The organism is Tardiphaga sp. P4_G1 (assembly GCF_056401215.1).
This window is the reverse complement of record NZ_JBFUJU010000003.1, coordinates 341,333-358,021: the sequence shown is the minus strand read 5'-3', so window position 1 is coordinate 358,021 and position 16,689 is coordinate 341,333. Positions and strand designations below refer to the sequence as shown.

Annotated in this window: 18 protein-coding genes and 1 pseudogene; 8 read left to right on the top strand and 11 right to left on the bottom strand. The window is 62.2% G+C overall.

Features of this window, described 5'->3' with window-relative positions:
• Positions 1–8: 8 nt before the first annotated feature.
• The 8 genes from AC1DUY_RS09370 to AC1DUY_RS09335 form a co-directional block, all read right to left on the bottom strand.
• On the bottom strand, positions 9–809 hold the full coding sequence (locus AC1DUY_RS09370; RefSeq protein ID WP_478113779.1) for a DUF2189 domain-containing protein: 801 nt from the start codon (positions 807–809) through the stop codon (positions 9–11).
• A 16-nt stretch (positions 810–825) separates the two neighbouring features.
• Positions 826–1,041, bottom strand: a complete 216-nt coding sequence (locus AC1DUY_RS09365) for a hypothetical protein (RefSeq protein ID WP_478113777.1) — start codon at positions 1,039–1,041, stop codon at positions 826–828.
• Positions 1,038–1,919 carry a cytochrome-c oxidase, cbb3-type subunit III gene (ccoP, locus tag AC1DUY_RS09360; protein WP_478113775.1) on the bottom strand — a complete coding sequence of 294 codons (882 nt, stop codon included), beginning with the start codon at positions 1,917–1,919 and terminating at the stop codon, positions 1,038–1,040. Before ccoP ends, AC1DUY_RS09365 begins: the two co-directional genes overlap by 4 nt.
• Positions 1,910–2,095 carry a cbb3-type cytochrome oxidase subunit 3 gene (locus AC1DUY_RS09355; protein WP_374725588.1) on the bottom strand — a complete coding sequence of 62 codons (186 nt, stop codon included), beginning with the start codon at positions 2,093–2,095 and terminating at the stop codon, positions 1,910–1,912. The genes ccoP and AC1DUY_RS09355 overlap by 10 nt, the downstream gene beginning before the upstream one ends.
• Before the next feature lie 2 nt (positions 2,096–2,097).
• Positions 2,098–2,838, bottom strand: coding sequence for a cytochrome-c oxidase, cbb3-type subunit II (ccoO, locus tag AC1DUY_RS09350; RefSeq protein ID WP_184512416.1), 741 nt, complete (start codon positions 2,836–2,838; stop codon positions 2,098–2,100).
• Between the two features lie 2 nt (positions 2,839–2,840).
• Entirely contained in the window at positions 2,841–4,499 is a 1,659-nt protein-coding gene (gene ccoN / locus AC1DUY_RS09345; RefSeq protein WP_478113772.1) for a cytochrome-c oxidase, cbb3-type subunit I, read from the bottom strand.
• 241 nt (positions 4,500–4,740) lie between these two features.
• On the bottom strand, positions 4,741–5,115 hold the full coding sequence (locus AC1DUY_RS09340; protein WP_068729987.1) for a nuclear transport factor 2 family protein: 375 nt from the start codon (positions 5,113–5,115) through the stop codon (positions 4,741–4,743).
• A gap of 93 nt (positions 5,116–5,208) precedes the next feature.
• Positions 5,209–6,168, bottom strand: a complete 960-nt coding sequence (locus AC1DUY_RS09335) for a tripartite tricarboxylate transporter substrate-binding protein (protein WP_089263370.1) — start codon at positions 6,166–6,168, stop codon at positions 5,209–5,211.
• A 158-nt stretch (positions 6,169–6,326) separates the two neighbouring features.
• Here AC1DUY_RS09335 and AC1DUY_RS09330 point away from each other — a divergent pair, with 158 nt between their 5' ends.
• Together AC1DUY_RS09330 and AC1DUY_RS09325 are read left to right on the top strand one after the other, a co-directional pair.
• Complete coding sequence (locus tag AC1DUY_RS09330; protein WP_184512419.1) at positions 6,327–6,800, top strand: DUF2867 domain-containing protein; 474 nt, start codon at positions 6,327–6,329, stop codon at positions 6,798–6,800.
• Between the two features lie 7 nt (positions 6,801–6,807).
• Complete coding sequence (locus AC1DUY_RS09325) at positions 6,808–7,350, top strand: hypothetical protein (RefSeq protein WP_309941808.1); 543 nt, start codon at positions 6,808–6,810, stop codon at positions 7,348–7,350.
• On the opposite strand, the gene AC1DUY_RS09320 is transcribed toward AC1DUY_RS09325, so the two are convergent.
• Positions 7,334–8,473, bottom strand: coding sequence for an FUSC family protein (locus tag AC1DUY_RS09320; protein WP_478113768.1), 1,140 nt, complete (start codon positions 8,471–8,473; stop codon positions 7,334–7,336). The genes AC1DUY_RS09325 and AC1DUY_RS09320 overlap by 17 nt on opposite strands.
• A 129-nt stretch (positions 8,474–8,602) precedes the next feature.
• Between AC1DUY_RS09320 and AC1DUY_RS09315 the strand changes: the two genes are divergently transcribed.
• Positions 8,603–9,967, top strand: a complete 1,365-nt coding sequence (locus tag AC1DUY_RS09315; protein WP_184512422.1) for an MmgE/PrpD family protein — start codon at positions 8,603–8,605, stop codon at positions 9,965–9,967.
• A gap of 6 nt (positions 9,968–9,973) precedes the next feature.
• On the opposite strand, the gene AC1DUY_RS09310 is transcribed toward AC1DUY_RS09315, so the two are convergent.
• Positions 9,974–10,261: a DUF1330 domain-containing protein gene (locus AC1DUY_RS09310; protein WP_439074992.1), complete on the bottom strand. Its 288-nt coding sequence runs from the start codon at positions 10,259–10,261 to the stop codon at positions 9,974–9,976.
• 96 nt (positions 10,262–10,357) lie between these two features.
• Positions 10,358–10,483 (bottom strand): annotated as a pseudogene (locus tag AC1DUY_RS09305) (YjiS-like domain-containing protein); the annotation flags it as partial.
• Between the two features lie 222 nt (positions 10,484–10,705).
• On the opposite strand from AC1DUY_RS09305, the gene AC1DUY_RS09300 reads away from it, so the two are divergent.
• From AC1DUY_RS09300 to AC1DUY_RS09280, 5 genes are all read left to right on the top strand, one after another.
• Complete coding sequence (locus AC1DUY_RS09300) at positions 10,706–11,626, top strand: LysR substrate-binding domain-containing protein (RefSeq protein WP_478113766.1); 921 nt, start codon at positions 10,706–10,708, stop codon at positions 11,624–11,626.
• Between the two features lie 65 nt (positions 11,627–11,691).
• Complete coding sequence (locus AC1DUY_RS09295) at positions 11,692–12,294, top strand: 3-keto-disaccharide hydrolase (RefSeq protein WP_089263360.1); 603 nt, start codon at positions 11,692–11,694, stop codon at positions 12,292–12,294.
• A gap of 104 nt (positions 12,295–12,398) precedes the next feature.
• On the top strand, positions 12,399–13,316 hold the full coding sequence (locus tag AC1DUY_RS09290) for a pirin family protein (RefSeq protein ID WP_089263359.1): 918 nt from the start codon (positions 12,399–12,401) through the stop codon (positions 13,314–13,316).
• Between the two features lie 66 nt (positions 13,317–13,382).
• A complete protein-coding gene (locus tag AC1DUY_RS09285; RefSeq protein WP_441278829.1) occupies positions 13,383–14,300 on the top strand; it encodes a phosphoribosylaminoimidazolesuccinocarboxamide synthase in 918 nt (305 codons plus the stop codon).
• Between the two features lie 175 nt (positions 14,301–14,475).
• Entirely contained in the window at positions 14,476–16,668 is a 2,193-nt protein-coding gene (locus AC1DUY_RS09280; protein ID WP_478113763.1) for an SLC26A/SulP transporter family protein, read from the top strand.
• Positions 16,669–16,689: the final 21 nt, after the last annotated feature.

Sequence of the window (16,689 nt, the reverse complement as noted above, 5' to 3'; positions counted from 1 at the left end):
ATCATGCTTTAGCCAGTCACCTCGACACCCGGCTTCATCGCCACATAAGCGTGCCATGTCCCGTGACCGAGCACGGGAAACACGACGATCATACCGAGCAGGCCGGTCATGACATTGATCAAGAACAAAGCCAGCGCGATTCCCGCCCAGGTCAGCATGACCGGCAGATTGGCCCAGACCATCCCCATGCTGGTGCCCATGGCGGTGAGCGCATCGACGCGCTCGTTGAGCAGCATGGGAATGGCGAACACGCTGATCGCGAAGGAGAATGCCGCAAAGATGCCGCCGACCGCGGTGCCGGCGATCAGCATCGCCCACCCGATGGGTGTGGTGAACAGCATGGCCGCAACGCCATCGAGGCCGGGAAACGGGTTCATGCCGAAAAACAACGCGTAGATGATCACCGCGGCGCGGATCCAGACCAGCATCAGCGAGCACAACAAAAGGCCCGCGAACAGCAACTGCCCTCCCGACTTTGGCCGGACAAGGATCATCTGCAGCAGCGACACACGCTCACGCGCGGCGATCCGGCGACTCTTCTCATAGAGTCCGATGGCGAGCACCGGCCCGACCACCATGAAGCCGGCAAAGGCCGGAAACAGGATGTAGTCCCAGCCGAAGGCGAACAACCCGCCGACCAGGACGACCGAGACCGCGAAAACCAGCACGCCATAGCTGAGGCTCACCGACGGGATAATTGTCAGATCGCGCCAGCCGGCTTTGAGCCAGTCAAAAGCAGCGGATGGCGCGACATGACGATTCCACGACACCGAGGGCGGCAGCGGAGGGGCAACGGCTGGAAGAGTCATCTTCAACCTCGCAATCTCAATGACGCGGTGTGCATGACGAGGACGCCGCACTGAATTGGCCGGCTTCCGCGACACTGGCACCGCGCTTGACGTGATCGATACAGTCGGGCTGCGACGAAAACGCCACATAGACCAGATGAGCATTCGCCATCAGCACGAACAGGACACCGGCGGCGACCGCCATCCAGACCCAGACCTTCGCGTTGACGTGCTTCATCGCTGCTACATTCATGGCCCGGCAGCCCTGAGGTTGACGAGATAGAGCGCGAGGATCTTGCGATCGAGCGCCGACAGTCGCGAATCCCAGCTCGGCATATGACCTTGCCGGCCACCCCAGACAGTGGTGAAGACCGACTGGGCGTCACCGCTATAGATCCAGAAATTGTCGCGCAGGTTCGGCGCACCGAGTTCGATATTGCCGGTCGCGTTCTCGCCGTGGCAGGCGACGCAATTGTCGGTGAACACCGCCTTGCCGCTGGCGAGCTTCGCGGGCGCGATCGCCTTGGCCGCCGCGGGATTCGACAGGCTGCGGACATAGTCGACGACATCGTCGATCTGCTCGCGCTTCAGCATCCCGTCACGGCCGAAGGCCGGCATCTGCGAGGTCCGCGAGTCCTTGTGTGGCGAATTGATGCCAACGCGGATCGTCTCGGCGATCGCATCGGGCGTGCCGCCCCACAGGAAGGCCTGCGACACCAGCGTTGGAAAGCCGTTGCCGCCCTCGGCGGTGCGGCCATGACAGGCCGCGCAATTATCGCCAAACAAAGTCGCGCCGGTCTGCCGCACGATCTTCATCAACTTCGGATCGGCCTGGATAGCTTCGAAGCTTTCGGTCTCGATCAGCTTGCTCCACTTGGCGCGGTCCGAGGCCGCGTCCTTGATCTGCTCGGCCACGACGTTGCGCTGGTCGATCCCGAGCAGGCCCTTGGTATAGGTCACGCCGAGCGGCCAGGCCGGCATCAGGATCCAGTACACGACCGAATAGAGAAAGGTCGCCCAGAGGAAGAAGACCACCGCACGCGGCACCGGCGTGTTCAGTTCCTTGATGCCATTCCATTCGTGACCGGTGGTGAGATAACCGGAGACGGGGTCGCGCTCCTCTACTGCCATCGCTTCGCCTCGTATGGCTTGTCCTCAACGGAAGGATCGAGGATCGACTGCGCCGCAGAGTCGAACGACTTTTTGTTCTTCGGCCAATAGGCATAGACCACCACGCCAACAGACATGGCGATCAGATAGAACAGCCCGAAGGACTTCGCGAACCAGACAGTGGCCTCGTGCTCCATCGTCACTCTCCCGCCGCAGCCGTTTTGGCCTTGTGAGCCGCATCAGTCAGCTTGCCCAAGATCTGCAAGTAAGCGACCAGCGCATCCATCTCGGTGGGCTCGCCGGGCTGGCCATCGAAGGCGCGCACATTGGTCGCCTCGCCATAGCGTTTGGTGACGCCTTCCGCGAAAGGCGTATCCGGCGTTGTCTGGCCATAGGCATCGTTCGACGCGTTGGCGATCATCTCATCCGTATAGGGCACGCCGACCTTGCGCAGCGCGGCCAGATGCAGGCCGAGATCGTCGATCCGCGCCTTCGCCCGCGTGAGATAGGCATAAGGCGGCATCACCGATTCCGGCACCACGTCGCGCGGATTGATCAAATGCCTGACGTGCCATTCGTCGGAATATTTGCCGCCGAGACGCGCTATATCCGGTCCGGTGCGCTTAGAGCCCCACAGCATCGGATGATCGTATTTGGATTCGACCGCGAGCGAATACGGCCCGTAGCGCTCGACCTCATCACGCAACGTGCGGATCATCTGCGAATGACAGGCGTAGCAGCCCTCGCGGATGTAGATGTTGCGGCCGGCGATTTCGAGCGGCGTATAGACGCGCATATCCGGTGCATCTTCCACGGTCTGATGGATCGTGAACAGCGGCACGATCTCGATGAGGCCGCCGATGCTAGCGGCAATGATGATGCCGATGGCAAGACTCATCGTCTTGCGTTCGAGCTTGTAATGCAGGCCGAACAAACCCATCGTCATTCTCCCGGCTGCAGCGCAGGCACGCCAGCGGGCTGTGCCGTCGGACGATCTGCGGCGCGTTCATCGGCCGGCTGATCAGCAGTGCGGATAGTCATGACGATGTTGTAGAGACCGATCACCGCACCAGCGAAGAAGAAGAACCCGCCGACCGCGCGCGCAACGTAATAGGGCTTCATCGCGATCACTGTCTCGATAAAGGAATAAGACAGCGTGCCGCTACTGTTATAGGTGCGCCACATCAAACCCTGGATGATACCTGAATTCCACATCGCGAAGACGTATGTGAAGAGGCCGGCGACAGCGAGCCAGAAGTGCCATTCGACGAGCGCCGGCGAATACATCCGCTCGCGCTTCCACAGCCACGGCACCGACGCATAGATCGAGCCGAAGGTGATCATGGCCACCCAGCCGAGCGCGCCGGCATGGACATGACCCACGGTCCAGTCGGTGTAATGCGACAGCGAGTTCACCGAGCGGATCGCCATGAACGATCCCTCGAACGTGGTGAGGCCGTAGAACACCGCAGCCACCATCATGAAACGCAGCGTCGCATCGTCGCGCACCTTGTACCATGCGCCGTTCAGCGTCAGCAGGGCATTGCCGGCGGAGCCCCAGGACGGAATCAGCAGCATCAGCGAGAAAGTCATGCCGAGCGTCTGCACCCATTGCGGCAGCGCCGTGTAATGCAGGTGATGGGAGCCCACCCACATATACATGAAGGTGATGCCCCAGAACGAGATGATCGACATCCGGTAGGAATAGATTGGCCGCCCCGCCCGCACCGGCAGATAGTAATACATCATGCCGAGGAAGCCGGAGGTGAGAAAGAAGGCGACGGCGTTGTGGCCGTACCACCATTGGGTCATCGCATCCTGCACGCCGGAAAAGGCCGAATAGCTCTTGGCGTGACCGAACGAGACCGGCATCGCCAGATTATTGACGGTATGCAGGATCGCCACCACCAGGATGAAGGCCATGTAGTACCAGTTGGCGACGTAGATATGTGGCTCCTTCCGCCGCGCCAGCGTCCGCATATAGATGACGAAATAGACGATCCAGACGATTTCCAGCAGAAGGTCGGCATACCATTCCGGCTCGGCATATTCCTTCGACTGGGTGACGCCCATCAGATAGCCGGTGGCGGCGAGTAGGCAGAACAGATTGTAACCGAGCAACACGAACCACGGGCTGATCTGATCCGGCAACCGCGCGCGCGAGGTGCGCTGGAGCACATAAAGCGAGGTGCCAATCAGTCCATTGCCGCCGAAGCCGAAGATCACTGCGCTGGTATGCGCGGGGCGGATGCGGCCGAAGCTCGACCAGCCAGCATCGAACGTCAGATTGGGAAACACCAGCTGCCACGCGACCCAGTCGCCGATGAACATGCCGATGACGGCCCAGATCATCGCTAGAATGATCGCCAGTTTGGTAGGGTCATCGTAATACAGCGCGAGCCGGGCCTCGTCCGGCTCCGGCTCGTAATAGACATAAATGACACCGAAGATGCCGGCGATCCCCGCCAGCATGACAATCGCACCATGGACGCCGAGCGGGTCCTGGCGGCCGGCGATCGCCATCGCGAGGCCGCAAATCGTGAGAGCCAGCAGGATGATGAGCGCGAGCTGCCGCTCCGATTTGGTCAATTGCGCGATCATCCGGTCATCCCCTGCTCGTCTCGCGGCGGCTCGTCAGGCAGGACGCGCAGCGCCCGATCGGCACAGAGCATCCTCACACCATCACGACTAACTCACTCCACCGCCACAGCGATTGACTTAGGTCAAGCCCGCGAACGGATTCCGACCGGGATCAATCGCAATTTTTGATACTTCCAACCAATGTCGCGCAACCGAACCTGGCGCATCTCTTCTATAGGCGCAGACAGGATGCCTGCGCCTGTTAGTCCTTCACGTCGTAGCGATAGGATTTCGAGACGATCTGCCAGCCATCGGCCAGCTTCATCGCGATCAGGTAATCGGTGAAGTAACGCGGCGGCAGCTGGCAGCGCACCTTGATGAAGGCTGTCTTGTCGTCGGAGCGATCGATGGTGACAATGAGGTCATCGCGGGTCTTGCCATCGACCTTGCCCGAGGTCCGCGTACGAACCATGGCCATCCAATCCGGCATGGTCAGCACCTTCAGCTCGCCATTCTCGACCCAGCGCAGGTCCGCGGTCGGATGAAAGATCGCGCCGAGCTTGTCGGCATCGGCCTCGTAGAGGCCGTCGAAATAATGCTGGATCACCGCTTCAACGGTCGAACGATCATAAGCCAACTTAGTCCCCCACCCACAATCAGACTGGAACCCTTATAACACAGAAGCGATGACGGCCATACCATACCGGTGCATGGGTGGTCCGGCCTTAGATCACTTGCTGTCGCCCAGCATCTTTCGAAAACGTTCGATCTCCTGCGGCACGAAATGCGCAAGATAGGCCGGCGCCATTTCGGCATCTGCGGCGGGCATCGAGCCGAGATCATCGAGGCGCTTCTGATAATCGGGATTGGCAACGGCAGCGCGCATCGCGGCATTGAGCTTCGCGATGATCGGCGCAGGCGTGCCCTTCGGCGCGAACAGCGCATACCAGCCAGATATTTCAAATTGCGGCAACCCGGCCTCGCTGGCGGTCGGAACGTCAGGCAGATGCGGCAAGCGCGTTCTGGATGCCAGCGCAATCGCGCGAATGAGACCGCTCTGGATGGCCGGCGTCACCGACGCCGAGGAATCGCAGATGCCATCGATCTGCCCACCTATCAGATCATTCAGGGCCGGACCGCCGCCGCGATAGCCGACCAGCGTAACATCGATGCCCGCAGCCTGAACGAAAGCCTTGCAGAATAGATAGTTCTGCGAGCCCACGCCGGAGTGGCCGATATTGAGACGGCCGGGATTCTGTTTCGCATGCGCGATGAATTGCGCAAGATTGTCGGCCGGAAAATTGCGCCGGATGGCAACCATAGCCGAACTCTTGTTGAACATGCCGATGCCTGCAAAATCCGACGGCGCGAATTTCACATCGGGCGTGAACAGGTAGACCGCAGTATTGGTGCCGCTATTGCCCTGCACGATGGTGTAGCCGTCAGGCGGGGCCTGCGCGACGCGAGCCAGCGCCACGGCCCCGCCCGCACCGCCGATATTTTCGATCACGATGGGCTGACCGAGATGCCGGCTCATCTGTTCGGCAATCAGCCGTGCATTGACATCGGAACTGCCGCCGGCAGCGAATGGCACAACGAGCGTGATGGGACGGGTGGGATAATCCTGCGCGGATGCACACAGCGGCGCGATCAGCACCAGACAGAGCGGAGCAAGCCTGAACCAAGCCATCCCAAATCCTCCCTGACCAGGTCTTGTCTAAGTAGATCTTTGCCTGATTTTTCCGTGATCTTAGGGAGTATCCGGCGCCGGATGCAAAGACATGTTATGCTGCAGAGCGGCGTAACCGACGGCGTGCGGCGCCGTTCCTTGACGTCTACGGAGGTCCTATGACCATCTCCATGGTTCACCCAACGATCGACACCAAGAGCCTGCTGACCGGCGCACAATTCGCCGACGCCTTCAGTATCACGACCGAGACGACGGACCTGACCGCCCGCGACGCCGCCACCCGCATGCTCAGCCACTCTCCGCCCTGGGTGGACGCCCTGATGCGGCTGCGGGATCTGATCGTTGCGCCCTTCGGGCTGAAGACGGCGCACTCTGCGCGTCACGCCAATGTCGACAAGGTCGGCTTTTTCCCTGTGCTCAGCGAGACGCCGCAGCGTCTGATCGCGGGATTCAATGACAATCATCTCGATTTTCGCGTCGTGGTCGATGTCGCAGCGGACGGTACCGGCCAGCGCGTTACGGCAACGACTGTCGTGCTGATGCATAACTGGCTCGGACGCATCTACCTGTCGGTCATCAAGCCATTTCACCGGATGGTGGTCCGTTCCATGTTGCGGCAGGTCACGCGCTGAATTTGCGGTGGCGGCCGTGGGGAACCTGGGTCATCGCAGCCCGTTAGCCCATATGCCATTTACAGAGATTGATCCGCAGAACGAGGAGCTGAAAGTCACGCTGGCGCACGCGTTTGACGCCGCTTGGCAGCCCTTTGTGGCGCATGAAGGCGAGTCCGCGGACACGCCCGAGAACCGCCGCCGCCTTGCCGCGCGGATTGTCGCCGTGGCGCGGTCAGGACAGATCGATGAAAAGGCGCTCAGCGAGGCCGGATTGATTTACCTCCGCGTACTCGCCGAGGCGGCGCGGCTTTCGGCCCGCATTCGTGACGTCGCATCCCCCGATCTGGCACCTCAGGCTGACGACCAACGAAACCAGTCGTTCGGCCCGGAGACGGTCGCTGCGATGTCCACAGCGCTGGATCGCTGCCTCGATGAATTGCCGCTGCGGATTTCATCGGACGCCGTGCAGTTGCTCTCGAGCAGTATTCTCGATGAAGCATCGCGCGGGGAGCGCGACCCGGAAAAGCTGCAGCTCCACGCCTTGGCATTGCTCAAATCGCGTCAGTAGGCTCCTTGCTCACCGGATCCGTCTCGGCCCATTCGGCGACGCAACGTTCGAGATCCTTCAAATTCTGCCGCATCTGTTCCAGCGAAAAGCCGATCGCGAAGAAGCGCTCGGCTACATCGCCGGGTAATCCGCGCGTTTGCCCCTCTTGCCGAAGCGCACCGACCTCTCCCGCATAAGCCTGTAGTGCGATCTGCACCGGCCAGATCGCCGGCGCGCCGGTGCCGCTGCGCAGTGCTATGGCGGTCGAATGCAGAAACGTCGTCATCGCATCGCTGACCCGCGACAGGGGACCAACCAGCCTGACCTGCAACGCGGATGGCAACGGCACCACCGTGGACCGCCCGATCATGACCAGATCGTGCCGCAACCGCAGCGTTGTGCGCAGCAGCGGGCCAGTGTCAGGGCCGCGGGACAAATGCGCGGCACGCTCCCGTTCGGCTTCGGCTCCGATCGCATTCAGATTGGTGAGCGCATGGCCGATGCCATCCTGCAACCGGTGCAGTGCTTCATTGTCGCGGCCGCGCGTCAGAGAGGCGAGCAGTTCGGTGAGCGCCGTTGCGATCAGATCGAGCGCCTCTGCCGAACTGGCCCGGACCTGACTATGCGCCCGCGATGGCAGCACCAGGAACGACACCAGAAGACCTGTGACGGCACCGACCGTGACTTCGAGCACACGATCGATGGCGGATTCCAGCGGCGTGTTGTGGTTCATCATCGGCAGCAGCAGCACGATGATGGCCGTCACGGTCGCGACATTGAGGCTCGGATTGATCGCCGCGATGAAGGCCAGTGGCGCCACGGAGAGCACAAGCACCGCGAGCAGCGCACCTTCATTGGAATGCGGGATCAGGATCGCAACCGCGCCGCCATAGATGGCGCCGCCGATCGTGCCGACCAGATAATCACGTGTTGCCTTCAGCGACCGCCCGACACTCATCTGGGTGACAATGATCGCCGTTAGCACAGCCCACAGCGGCAGTTTCAGCCCGACGGTCAGGGCTATGATCAGCGCAGCAAGCGCCGCTGTGGTCACCCGGACGCCGAGGCCGAGTTCGACCTTTCGCGCCCGGAAGAAGGCAACCACCCGTTTCAGGAGGCCGAGAATTCGCTTCGATGCGGACATGTCAGAATTGATCCCTGAAACGGATTTTGACGAACCAGTTTCAGCATGGCTGATCCACGCGTCGCCATGGCCGCTTGAAACGCCGATTTGGTCCGCCTAAGGCTATTTCAACAAGAGTGAGGAAACACAATGGCCAATGAGACCGCAACGCTTGCCGCTTATGTCGCGGACCTGAAATTCGACGACATTCCGCAGGACGTGCTGGAACGCGCCAAGGTCCTCACCCTCGATTATCTCGGCAGCACGATCCGTGCCCGTAGCGAGGCCGAATCTACCCCCTCACTGCTCAAGATGCTGGAGGCCCTGTCACTGGACGGCAAGGGCGAATCCACTGTGTTCGGCGACAGCAAGACCTGGACGCCCGCCGTGGCCGCCCTGCTCAACGGCGCGCTCGGCCACTCGCTCGATTTCGACGACACCCATGCCGATTCCTCGCTGCATCCCAGCGCTCCCGTGGTCCCCGCCGCCTTCGCCGTCGGCGAAATGGTCGGCGCATCCGGCAAAGAGGTGCTGACAGCCATCGTCGCCGGCTATGAAGTCTGCTGCCGGCTGGGCAACGCCCTCGACCCGACCTCGCATTATGCCAAGGGCTTCCACCCCACTGCCACCGCCGGCACCTATGGTGCTGCGGCTGCAGCTGGCAAGTTGTTCGGGCTGTCGAAGGATCAGCTGATTTCAGCCTTCGGCGTGTCGGGTAGCCAGGCCGCGGGCTCGCTGCAATTCCTTGTCAACGGCGCCTGGAACAAGCGCTACCAGGTCGGCGCCGCCGCTATGAACGGCGTGATCGCCGCGACTCTGGCGCGTAACGACTTCATCGGCGCGACGGAATCCGTCGAAGGCAAGCATGGCCTCCTGGTTGGCTATAGCGATAACGCGCATCCGGAGAAGGCCGTGGCCGATCTCGGCTCGGTCTATGAGACCATGAAGATCGGCATCAAGCCCTATCCGAGCTGCCGCTATACGCATGCGGCCATCGACGCATTGGTCGCGATGCGGCGCGAGCACAATCTGACGCCCGAGCAGGTCAAGCGCGTCGAGATTGGATTGCATCGCAACGGCATCACGCTGACCGGCGACGCCGCCACCAAGCGCCATCCGACCTCCATCGTTGGCGGCCAGTTCTCGATGTTCTTCACCGGCGCGCTGGCGCTCGACCAGGGCAGCTTCGGCTGGGACGACTACAAGCGCCTCGGCGACAGCGCGATCAACACGCTGGCCGACCGCTTCGACGTGGTTCAGGACGAACGCCTCGAAGGCAAGCGCCATCCGTTCGGCGCCCGCGTCAGCATCACCACCGAGGATGGCGTGCATGAGCGCATCTATGCCGATCCATCGGGCGAGCCGACATCGTTTCCCGATGCCGCCGCCATGCAGCAGAAGTTCCTGCAGCTCGCGCGCCCCGTGCTGAATAATCGCGCCGAGAAATTTGCGGATGCGATCCTCTCGCTCGAGACTTTCGACCGCGTGGCAACGGCGACGGCGATGGGACGCTAACGGACATCAGGCGCCGTCGATGATGATGAAATCGGCCTCGGCGTATTTTTGCCGGATGGATCTGGCGGTTTCGTATTCCGGGCTACGGTAGCAGGCCGTTGCGGTCGTGCGGTCGGCGAATTCTACCACCACATTGCGATCCCGGGCGACGCCTTCCATGGTTTCGAAGGCGCCACCGCGCACGATGAACCGTGCACCGAACTTGTCGAACGCCGGCTTGGCCGCGGCGAGATATTCCGGATAACGGCTCTCGTCGCGCACCGAGACGCGGACAATCCAGTAGGCTTTCGACATCATGGCTCTCCAGTTTTGATGTGATCGTTGTGGCGCGTCCTGTGTCGCATCGTCATTGCCGTGGCGGATCACGGCATCAATGCCGGCGCGGGTCACGCCGATATCGCGCAATTCGTAGTCGCTCATGGAGCGTAGTTGGTCTCGCGCCTGCTGCCGCTCGCGCAGGCGACGCCAGCCGTGGCGCAGGGCTGCGACGGCGGCGATCGCGATCGCACGCAACATCCGGCCACGCTCGACATGGGCGCGCCGGATGATGGATCGCCTCAGCGCGGTCCATTGCAGCGGCGTCAGGTAGCGCGCATCGTGCGCGTGCGGTTCGGGTTCATCCTCGATCATGTCCACCCTCTCCGCTTATGCTGTGACGCTGGCCACGATGGGTTTACCCGGCGCATTTCATCCCATAAAATGAATAATCAAGATCATTTCGATCTCATGGAGAGATGTATGGATCTGTCCGAGCTGCGCATCTTCCGCGCCGTTGTGCGCGAAGGCGGTGTGACGCGCGCCGCGGAGCGGTTGCATCGCGTGCAGTCCAACGTGACGACGCGGGTGCGTCAGCTCGAAGACGATCTCGGCACGGCGCTGTTCGTGCGCGAGGGCAAGCGGTTGCATCTGACGCCCGCAGGTCAAACGCTGCTCGGCTATGCCGACCGGCTGCTGGCGCTCGCCGACGAGGCCCGCGACGCGGTGCAGGACCCGCGGCCGCGCGGCGTCTTCCGCCTCGGCGCCATGGAGAGCACCGCGGCAGTACGCTTGCCCGGACCGCTCAATGAATTTCACCGCCGCTATCCCGACGTGCAGCTCGAAATGCGCATCGGCAATCCGGAGACGCTCGCGAAGGGTATCCTCGCCGGCGATCTCGACGCCGCCTTCGTAGCCGAGCCGATCGCCGCGGCCCCGTTCGACCGCATGCATGCGTTCGACGAGGAGCCGGTGATCGTGTCGTCGCCACGCCATCCGCCGATCGGCCGCAAGGACAGCGCGCCGCGCTCGGTGCTGGTGTTCGAGAACGGCTGCCCGCATCGAAAGCGGCTGGAAGACTGGTATGCAAAGCGCGGCGAGATGCCCGAGCGCACCATCGAACTCGGCTCCTATCACGCCATGCTCGGCTGCGTAGTCGCGGGTATGGGCATCGCGCTGCTGCCGGAAAGCGTGCTGTCGACATTCCCGGAGGGCAAGCGGCTCACCGTGCATCGCCTGCCGCGCGGCGAGAATCACGCCGAGACCGTGCTGATCTGGCGCAAGGGCGCAGCTTCGCCGAACGTCCAGGCGATGCAAAAAGTGCTGCTGGACGAACGAACGACCCGCGGCCCTGCAGCGAAGCGCAAGGCATCAAGCGTTAGCGCACCGCACAATGTGAAGTAGATTTACAACCGCATTCGCCCGTGGCTAACGTCACACCAATAAAAAGCAAACGGGAGGAGACCTTTATGTTGCGCGTTACAGCGATTGCAGCCGGATTCGTTATCGGCGTTGCGGCTCTTACGACAATCCAGCCTGCCATGAGCCAGTCTGACGGCTGGGTCACGCTGGTCGACAGCACCAAGATGGGCGACTGGGACAAGGTTGGCGACGCCAACTGGGAGATGAAGGACGGGGCACTCGCCGCCGACAAGCTGCTCTCCGGCAAGGATCTCGCTTATCTCGTCAGCAAGACGCCCTACAAGGATTTCCAGATCAAGGCAGAGTTCTGGACCGATGCCGAAGCCAATAGCGGCATCTTCATCCGCTGCGATAACCCGAAGGTGATCGATGGCAAGACCTGCTACGAGGTCAACATCTTCGACAAGCGGCCCGACCCGTCCTACGGCACCGGCGCCATCGTCGATGTGGCCAAGGTCAATCCGATGCCCAAGGCGGCGGACAAGTGGAACACCTATGAGATCACGGCGAAGGGCCCGAAGCTCACGGTCATCCTGAACGGCGAAAAGACCGTCGATGTCGAGGACACCAAGCACGCCGCCGGCCCGATCGCCCTGCAATACGGCTCCGGCGTGGTGAAATTCCGCAAGGTCCAGATCAAGCCGCTGTAAGCACAGCCATTCCTCAGCCCGGACGGAACGATCCATCCGGGCTGAGGCCCTTTTACCCGCCCCGCCAAATGCTGCTATGATGGCCCCAACCCCACGGAGCCCTCATGAGCTGGCAACCATCAGAAGATCCGATCCTCGGCGATGCGCAGACCTGCGACGCACTGGAGCTCGTGATCGTGCCGCGCACCCGCGATCTCGGCGACGGCTTCCTCGTCCGCCGCGCCCTCCCCCATGGCAAGCGGCAGATGGTCGGCCCGTTCATTTTCTTCGACCATTTCGGCCCGATGCAGTTCATCTCCGGCAAGGGCATGGACGTGCGGCCGCATCCGCATATCGGCCTGGCCACGGTGACCTATCTGTTCGACGGCGCGATCATGCATCGCGACAGCGAGGGCAATGTCCGCGAGATCCAGCCAGGCGCCATGAATCTGATGACTGCCGGAAAGGGCATCGCCCATTCCGAGCGCACTCCGGACGTGCAGCGCCGCGACGGCCAGAAGATGCTGGGCCTCCAGAGCTGGATCGCGCTGCCCAAGGGCTCCGAGGAAATCGCGCCGTCGTTCCAGCATTATGCCGCAGACAGCCTGCCAACCATCACCGACACCGGCTTCACCGCGCGGGTGATCGCCGGCAAGGCGTTTGGCAAAGCGTCGCCGGTGTCGATGGTGTCGCCATGGTTCTATGCCGAAGTGGCCGTCGAGGCCGGCACCAGCGTGCCGCTCGATCCCGACCATGAGGAACGTGCAGTCTATGTGGTTGATGGCGAGATCGAGATCGCCGGCGACCGCCATGAGGGGCCGCAACTGCTGATTTTCCGGCCCGGCGATGCCATCACCATCAAGGCGACGCGCAATACCCGCATGATGTTCCTCGGCGGCGACGCGCTGGAAGGGCCGAGGCACCTGTGGTGGAATTTCGTGTCCTCCAGCAAGGAGCGCATCGAGCAGGCGAAAGAGGACTGGAAGACCGGCCGCTTCGCCCATGTGCCCAACGAACACGAATTCATCCCGCTGCCGGAATAGGCTCACTCCTTCATCACGCCGCCGCCGGCCAGACGCCGGACGACTCTGTTTTCGAAAGACCCTGACATGACCACGATGGCCACCAGCGACCTGCCCCTCCCCAAGATCGGTCGCGGCAAGGTGCGCGATATCTATGCCGTCGGCGACGACCGCGTGCTGCTGCTGACCACCGACCGCATCAGTGCCTTCGACGTTGTCATGAACGAGACCATCCCGATGAAGGGCGCGGTACTGACCCAGATCAGCGCCTGGTGGTTCAACCAGCTTGGCGGCGTGGTCCCGCATCACATGATCTCGGCCGATGCCGACGAGATCATCAGGCAGGTGCCGGCTCTCGCAGGTCACCGCGCCGCTTTGGCCGGTCGCGCCATGCTGTGCCGCCGCACCACCGTGTTCCCGATCGAGTGCGTGATCCGCGGCTACATTTCGGGATCGGCCTGGAAGGAATATGCCGCGTCAGGCACGCTGGCTGGCGAGAAGCTGGAAGCCGGGCTGCTCGAAAGCCAGAAATTCGCCGAACCGGTGTTCAGCCCGGCGACCAAGGCCGAGACCGGCCATGACGAAAACATCACCATCGCCAGGATGCGCGAGATTATCGGCGAGGAGGATGCCTTCACCCTCGAGAGCATGACTCGCGCCGTCTACACCCAGGGCGAGGAGATCGCCCGCGAGGCCGGCATCATCATCGGCGACACCAAGTTCGAATTCGGCAGGGAAGGCAATGGCCGCATCATCCTGATCGACGAGGTGATGACCCCTGACAGCTCCCGTTTCTGGGCCGCCGACGTCTATAGACCGGGCCAGCCGCAGCCGAGCTTCGACAAGCAGCCGCTGCGCGACTATCTCGACATCGAGCGCCGCGCCGGCCGCTGGAACGGCGAAGCTCCGCCGCCGCCGCTCCCCCCTGAGGTGATCGACGCCACCAGCAAGCGCTATTTGGAGGCCTATCGCCGCCTGACCGGCACGGAGCTGGTCATCAACTAACAAACTGACTGTCTTTCCCTCGGACTGTCATAAAAATAGTCTTGTCCGTACATCTCACCGTCGTCTACCAGAGACGGCGGCGGTTGCGCCTGTCGCGCAGCGCTCCTACAGGTTCGCGCGTGACATACTTCCGGCCCGCACTCCTCATCGCCCGTCATTGCGAAAGTAGCCGCCCATGACTGACTCCCTTGTCAGCCCGGGCGTGTTGCACGCATGGCGTAATGACGTGTTCGGCGGCCTGATCGCCAGCGTCCTCACCATCAGCTTCGGCCTGTCCTATTCGGTGCTGATCTTCACCGGGCCGCTGGCCTCGCTGCTGCCCTACGGCATTGCCGCGACCTTCATCTCTGCAAGCGTCATAGCCGCCGTGATCGCCCTTGGCAGTTCGTTCCCCTTCGCGGTCGCCGGCCCCGAGAGCTCGACCGCAGCCGTCACCGCCATCCTGGCGGCGGCTCTGGTCGAGCACATCGTTACGGCCGATGCACCGTCTGCCTTGCTTGGCCCGGTGCTCATCACCCTATCCTCGGCCACGATCATCACCGGCATTGTGCTGTGCGGCTTCGGCGTTACCCGCATGGGACGCGCTATCCGCTATGTGCCCTATCCGGTGATCGGCGGATTTCTCGGAGCCACCGCCTGCCTGATCGTCACCGGCGCCATTCAGGTGATCACCGGCTACAAGCTGCAATGGGCGAACCTGGCAAAACTCGCCAATCCGATGACGTTCTACGAGTTGCTGGCCGCGGTAGCCGTGGCACTCACCATCTATGCGACTTGGCATCGGTCCCGTAAGCCACTAGGCCTGCCGATGATTCTCATCGGGAGCGTCATAGCGGCTCATCTAGTTTTCAAGATCGCCGGTGTGTCCGTGATCGAGGCACAGGCTATGGGCTGGACCTTCGCATCGCCACCCAAGGCCAACCTGACCTTACCCTGGGCCTTCTTCAGCAACGGCTATCCATGGCAGGCGCTGCCCGGACTCATCGGCAATTTCATCGCTGTGATCTTCGTGACGGCCGTGAGTACCCTGTTCAATACGACGGGCCTCGAAGTCGCCGCACATCGGGAAGCCGATATCGAACGCGAGCTCAATGCGACCGGGGCGGCCAATATCCTGGCTGGCGCGCTCGGTGGCTATGCCGGCTGCATCTCGATCAGTCGTTCGCTCCTGAATCGCAACAGCGGTGCCACAGGGCGGCTTTCGGGCCTCACCGTCGCCGCGGCAGCCGCGCTGATGCTCGTCGTCGACCCCGCGCTCCTGGCCTATATGCCGCGCTTCGTGCTCGGCGGCCTGCTGCTGTATCTCGGCTTGGAGCAACTTCATCGCTGGATCGTCGACTCCCGCAAGCGACTGTCGCTGCTCGACTACCTGTCGCTGTTGGCAATCATCGTCATTATTCTCACATGGGGGTTCGTGGCCGGCGTGCTGATCGGCATCGTGATCGGCTGCGCCACCTTTGCGCTCAGCGTATCGCGGGTATCCTCGATCAAATACGGTTTCGATGGCTCGGAATATCGCAGTTCGCTCGATCGATCACTTGAGGATCAGCGTACGCTGGCGGCGCATGGCCGCGAAATCCAAGGCCTTAACCTGCAGAGCTATTTGTTCTTCGGCTCGGCCAACCGGCTCTATCTGCACGTCAAGGCGCTGCTGCGCCGTCATCCAGAATGCCGGTATCTGGTGTTCGACTTCAAGCTGGTGACGGGCATCGATTCGTCGGCCGCCCACAGCTTCGCCCAGATCAAGCGCATCGCCGAAGGCCACGGCACCACGCTGGTGCTCGCCAACCTTCATCCCTCAGCCAATCGCAATTTGCGCGCCAGCCTGTTCATCGATGACGCCGTCAAGGTCATGGGCGAACTCGATCACGCGCTGGAGTGGTGCGAGAACGAGGTGATCGCGCGGCATCGTGGGCTCGCCGAAGAAGAAGCCAACTTGCGCGACTGGTTCACCAAGATCCTGCGCACCGCCGACGATTCCGAAGAACTGATGCGACGCTGCCAGCGCGTCGAGGTCGTTGCCGGCGAGATCATCGTTCAGGCTGGCGACGCTGCCGATTCCATGCACTTCATTCTGGACGGCCGACTCGGCATCATGGTGCCGGCGGGCGATGGCAAGCTGACGCGGGTGCGCAGCCTCGGGCGTTACACGACGGTGGGCGAAATGGGCCTCGTCGCCTATGCTCCCCGCAGCGCCACCATCCAGGCAGAGATCGCCAGCGTGCTGTATCTGCTGCGCGCCGACGCCTTCGAGGACATCAAGCAGAACCATCCGGCATTGAGCCAGAAACTGCTGACTTATTTCGTGTCTGTGATGGCGGAGAGGCTGGCTTTTGCGAGCCGGATGATCGCGGTGCTGCGAAGGTAAGAATAGCCGATACAGCGCATC

Coding starts and splice junctions, on each gene's coding strand:
- AC1DUY_RS09370 (WP_478113779.1), bottom strand. CDS start 809: ATGACTCTTCCAGCCGTTGCCCCTCCGCTGCCGCCCTCGGTGTCGTGG.
- AC1DUY_RS09365 (WP_478113777.1), bottom strand. CDS start 1,041: ATGAATGTAGCAGCGATGAAGCACGTCAACGCGAAGGTCTGGGTCTGG.
- ccoP (WP_478113775.1), bottom strand. CDS start 1,919: ATGGCAGTAGAGGAGCGCGACCCCGTCTCCGGTTATCTCACCACCGGT.
- AC1DUY_RS09355 (WP_374725588.1), bottom strand. CDS start 2,095: ATGGAGCACGAGGCCACTGTCTGGTTCGCGAAGTCCTTCGGGCTGTTC.
- ccoO (WP_184512416.1), bottom strand. CDS start 2,838: ATGGGTTTGTTCGGCCTGCATTACAAGCTCGAACGCAAGACGATGAGT.
- ccoN (WP_478113772.1), bottom strand. CDS start 4,499: ATGATCGCGCAATTGACCAAATCGGAGCGGCAGCTCGCGCTCATCATC.
- AC1DUY_RS09335 (WP_089263370.1), bottom strand. CDS start 6,168: ATGGCTTGGTTCAGGCTTGCTCCGCTCTGTCTGGTGCTGATCGCGCCG.
- AC1DUY_RS09330 (WP_184512419.1), top strand. CDS start 6,327: ATGACCATCTCCATGGTTCACCCAACGATCGACACCAAGAGCCTGCTG.
- AC1DUY_RS09320 (WP_478113768.1), bottom strand. CDS start 8,473: ATGTCCGCATCGAAGCGAATTCTCGGCCTCCTGAAACGGGTGGTTGCC.
- AC1DUY_RS09315 (WP_184512422.1), top strand. CDS start 8,603: ATGGCCAATGAGACCGCAACGCTTGCCGCTTATGTCGCGGACCTGAAA.
- AC1DUY_RS09310 (WP_439074992.1), bottom strand. CDS start 10,261: ATGTCGAAAGCCTACTGGATTGTCCGCGTCTCGGTGCGCGACGAGAGC.
- AC1DUY_RS09300 (WP_478113766.1), top strand. CDS start 10,706: ATGGATCTGTCCGAGCTGCGCATCTTCCGCGCCGTTGTGCGCGAAGGC.
- AC1DUY_RS09295 (WP_089263360.1), top strand. CDS start 11,692: ATGTTGCGCGTTACAGCGATTGCAGCCGGATTCGTTATCGGCGTTGCG.
- AC1DUY_RS09290 (WP_089263359.1), top strand. CDS start 12,399: ATGAGCTGGCAACCATCAGAAGATCCGATCCTCGGCGATGCGCAGACC.
- AC1DUY_RS09285 (WP_441278829.1), top strand. CDS start 13,383: ATGACCACGATGGCCACCAGCGACCTGCCCCTCCCCAAGATCGGTCGC.
- AC1DUY_RS09280 (WP_478113763.1), top strand. CDS start 14,476: ATGACTGACTCCCTTGTCAGCCCGGGCGTGTTGCACGCATGGCGTAAT.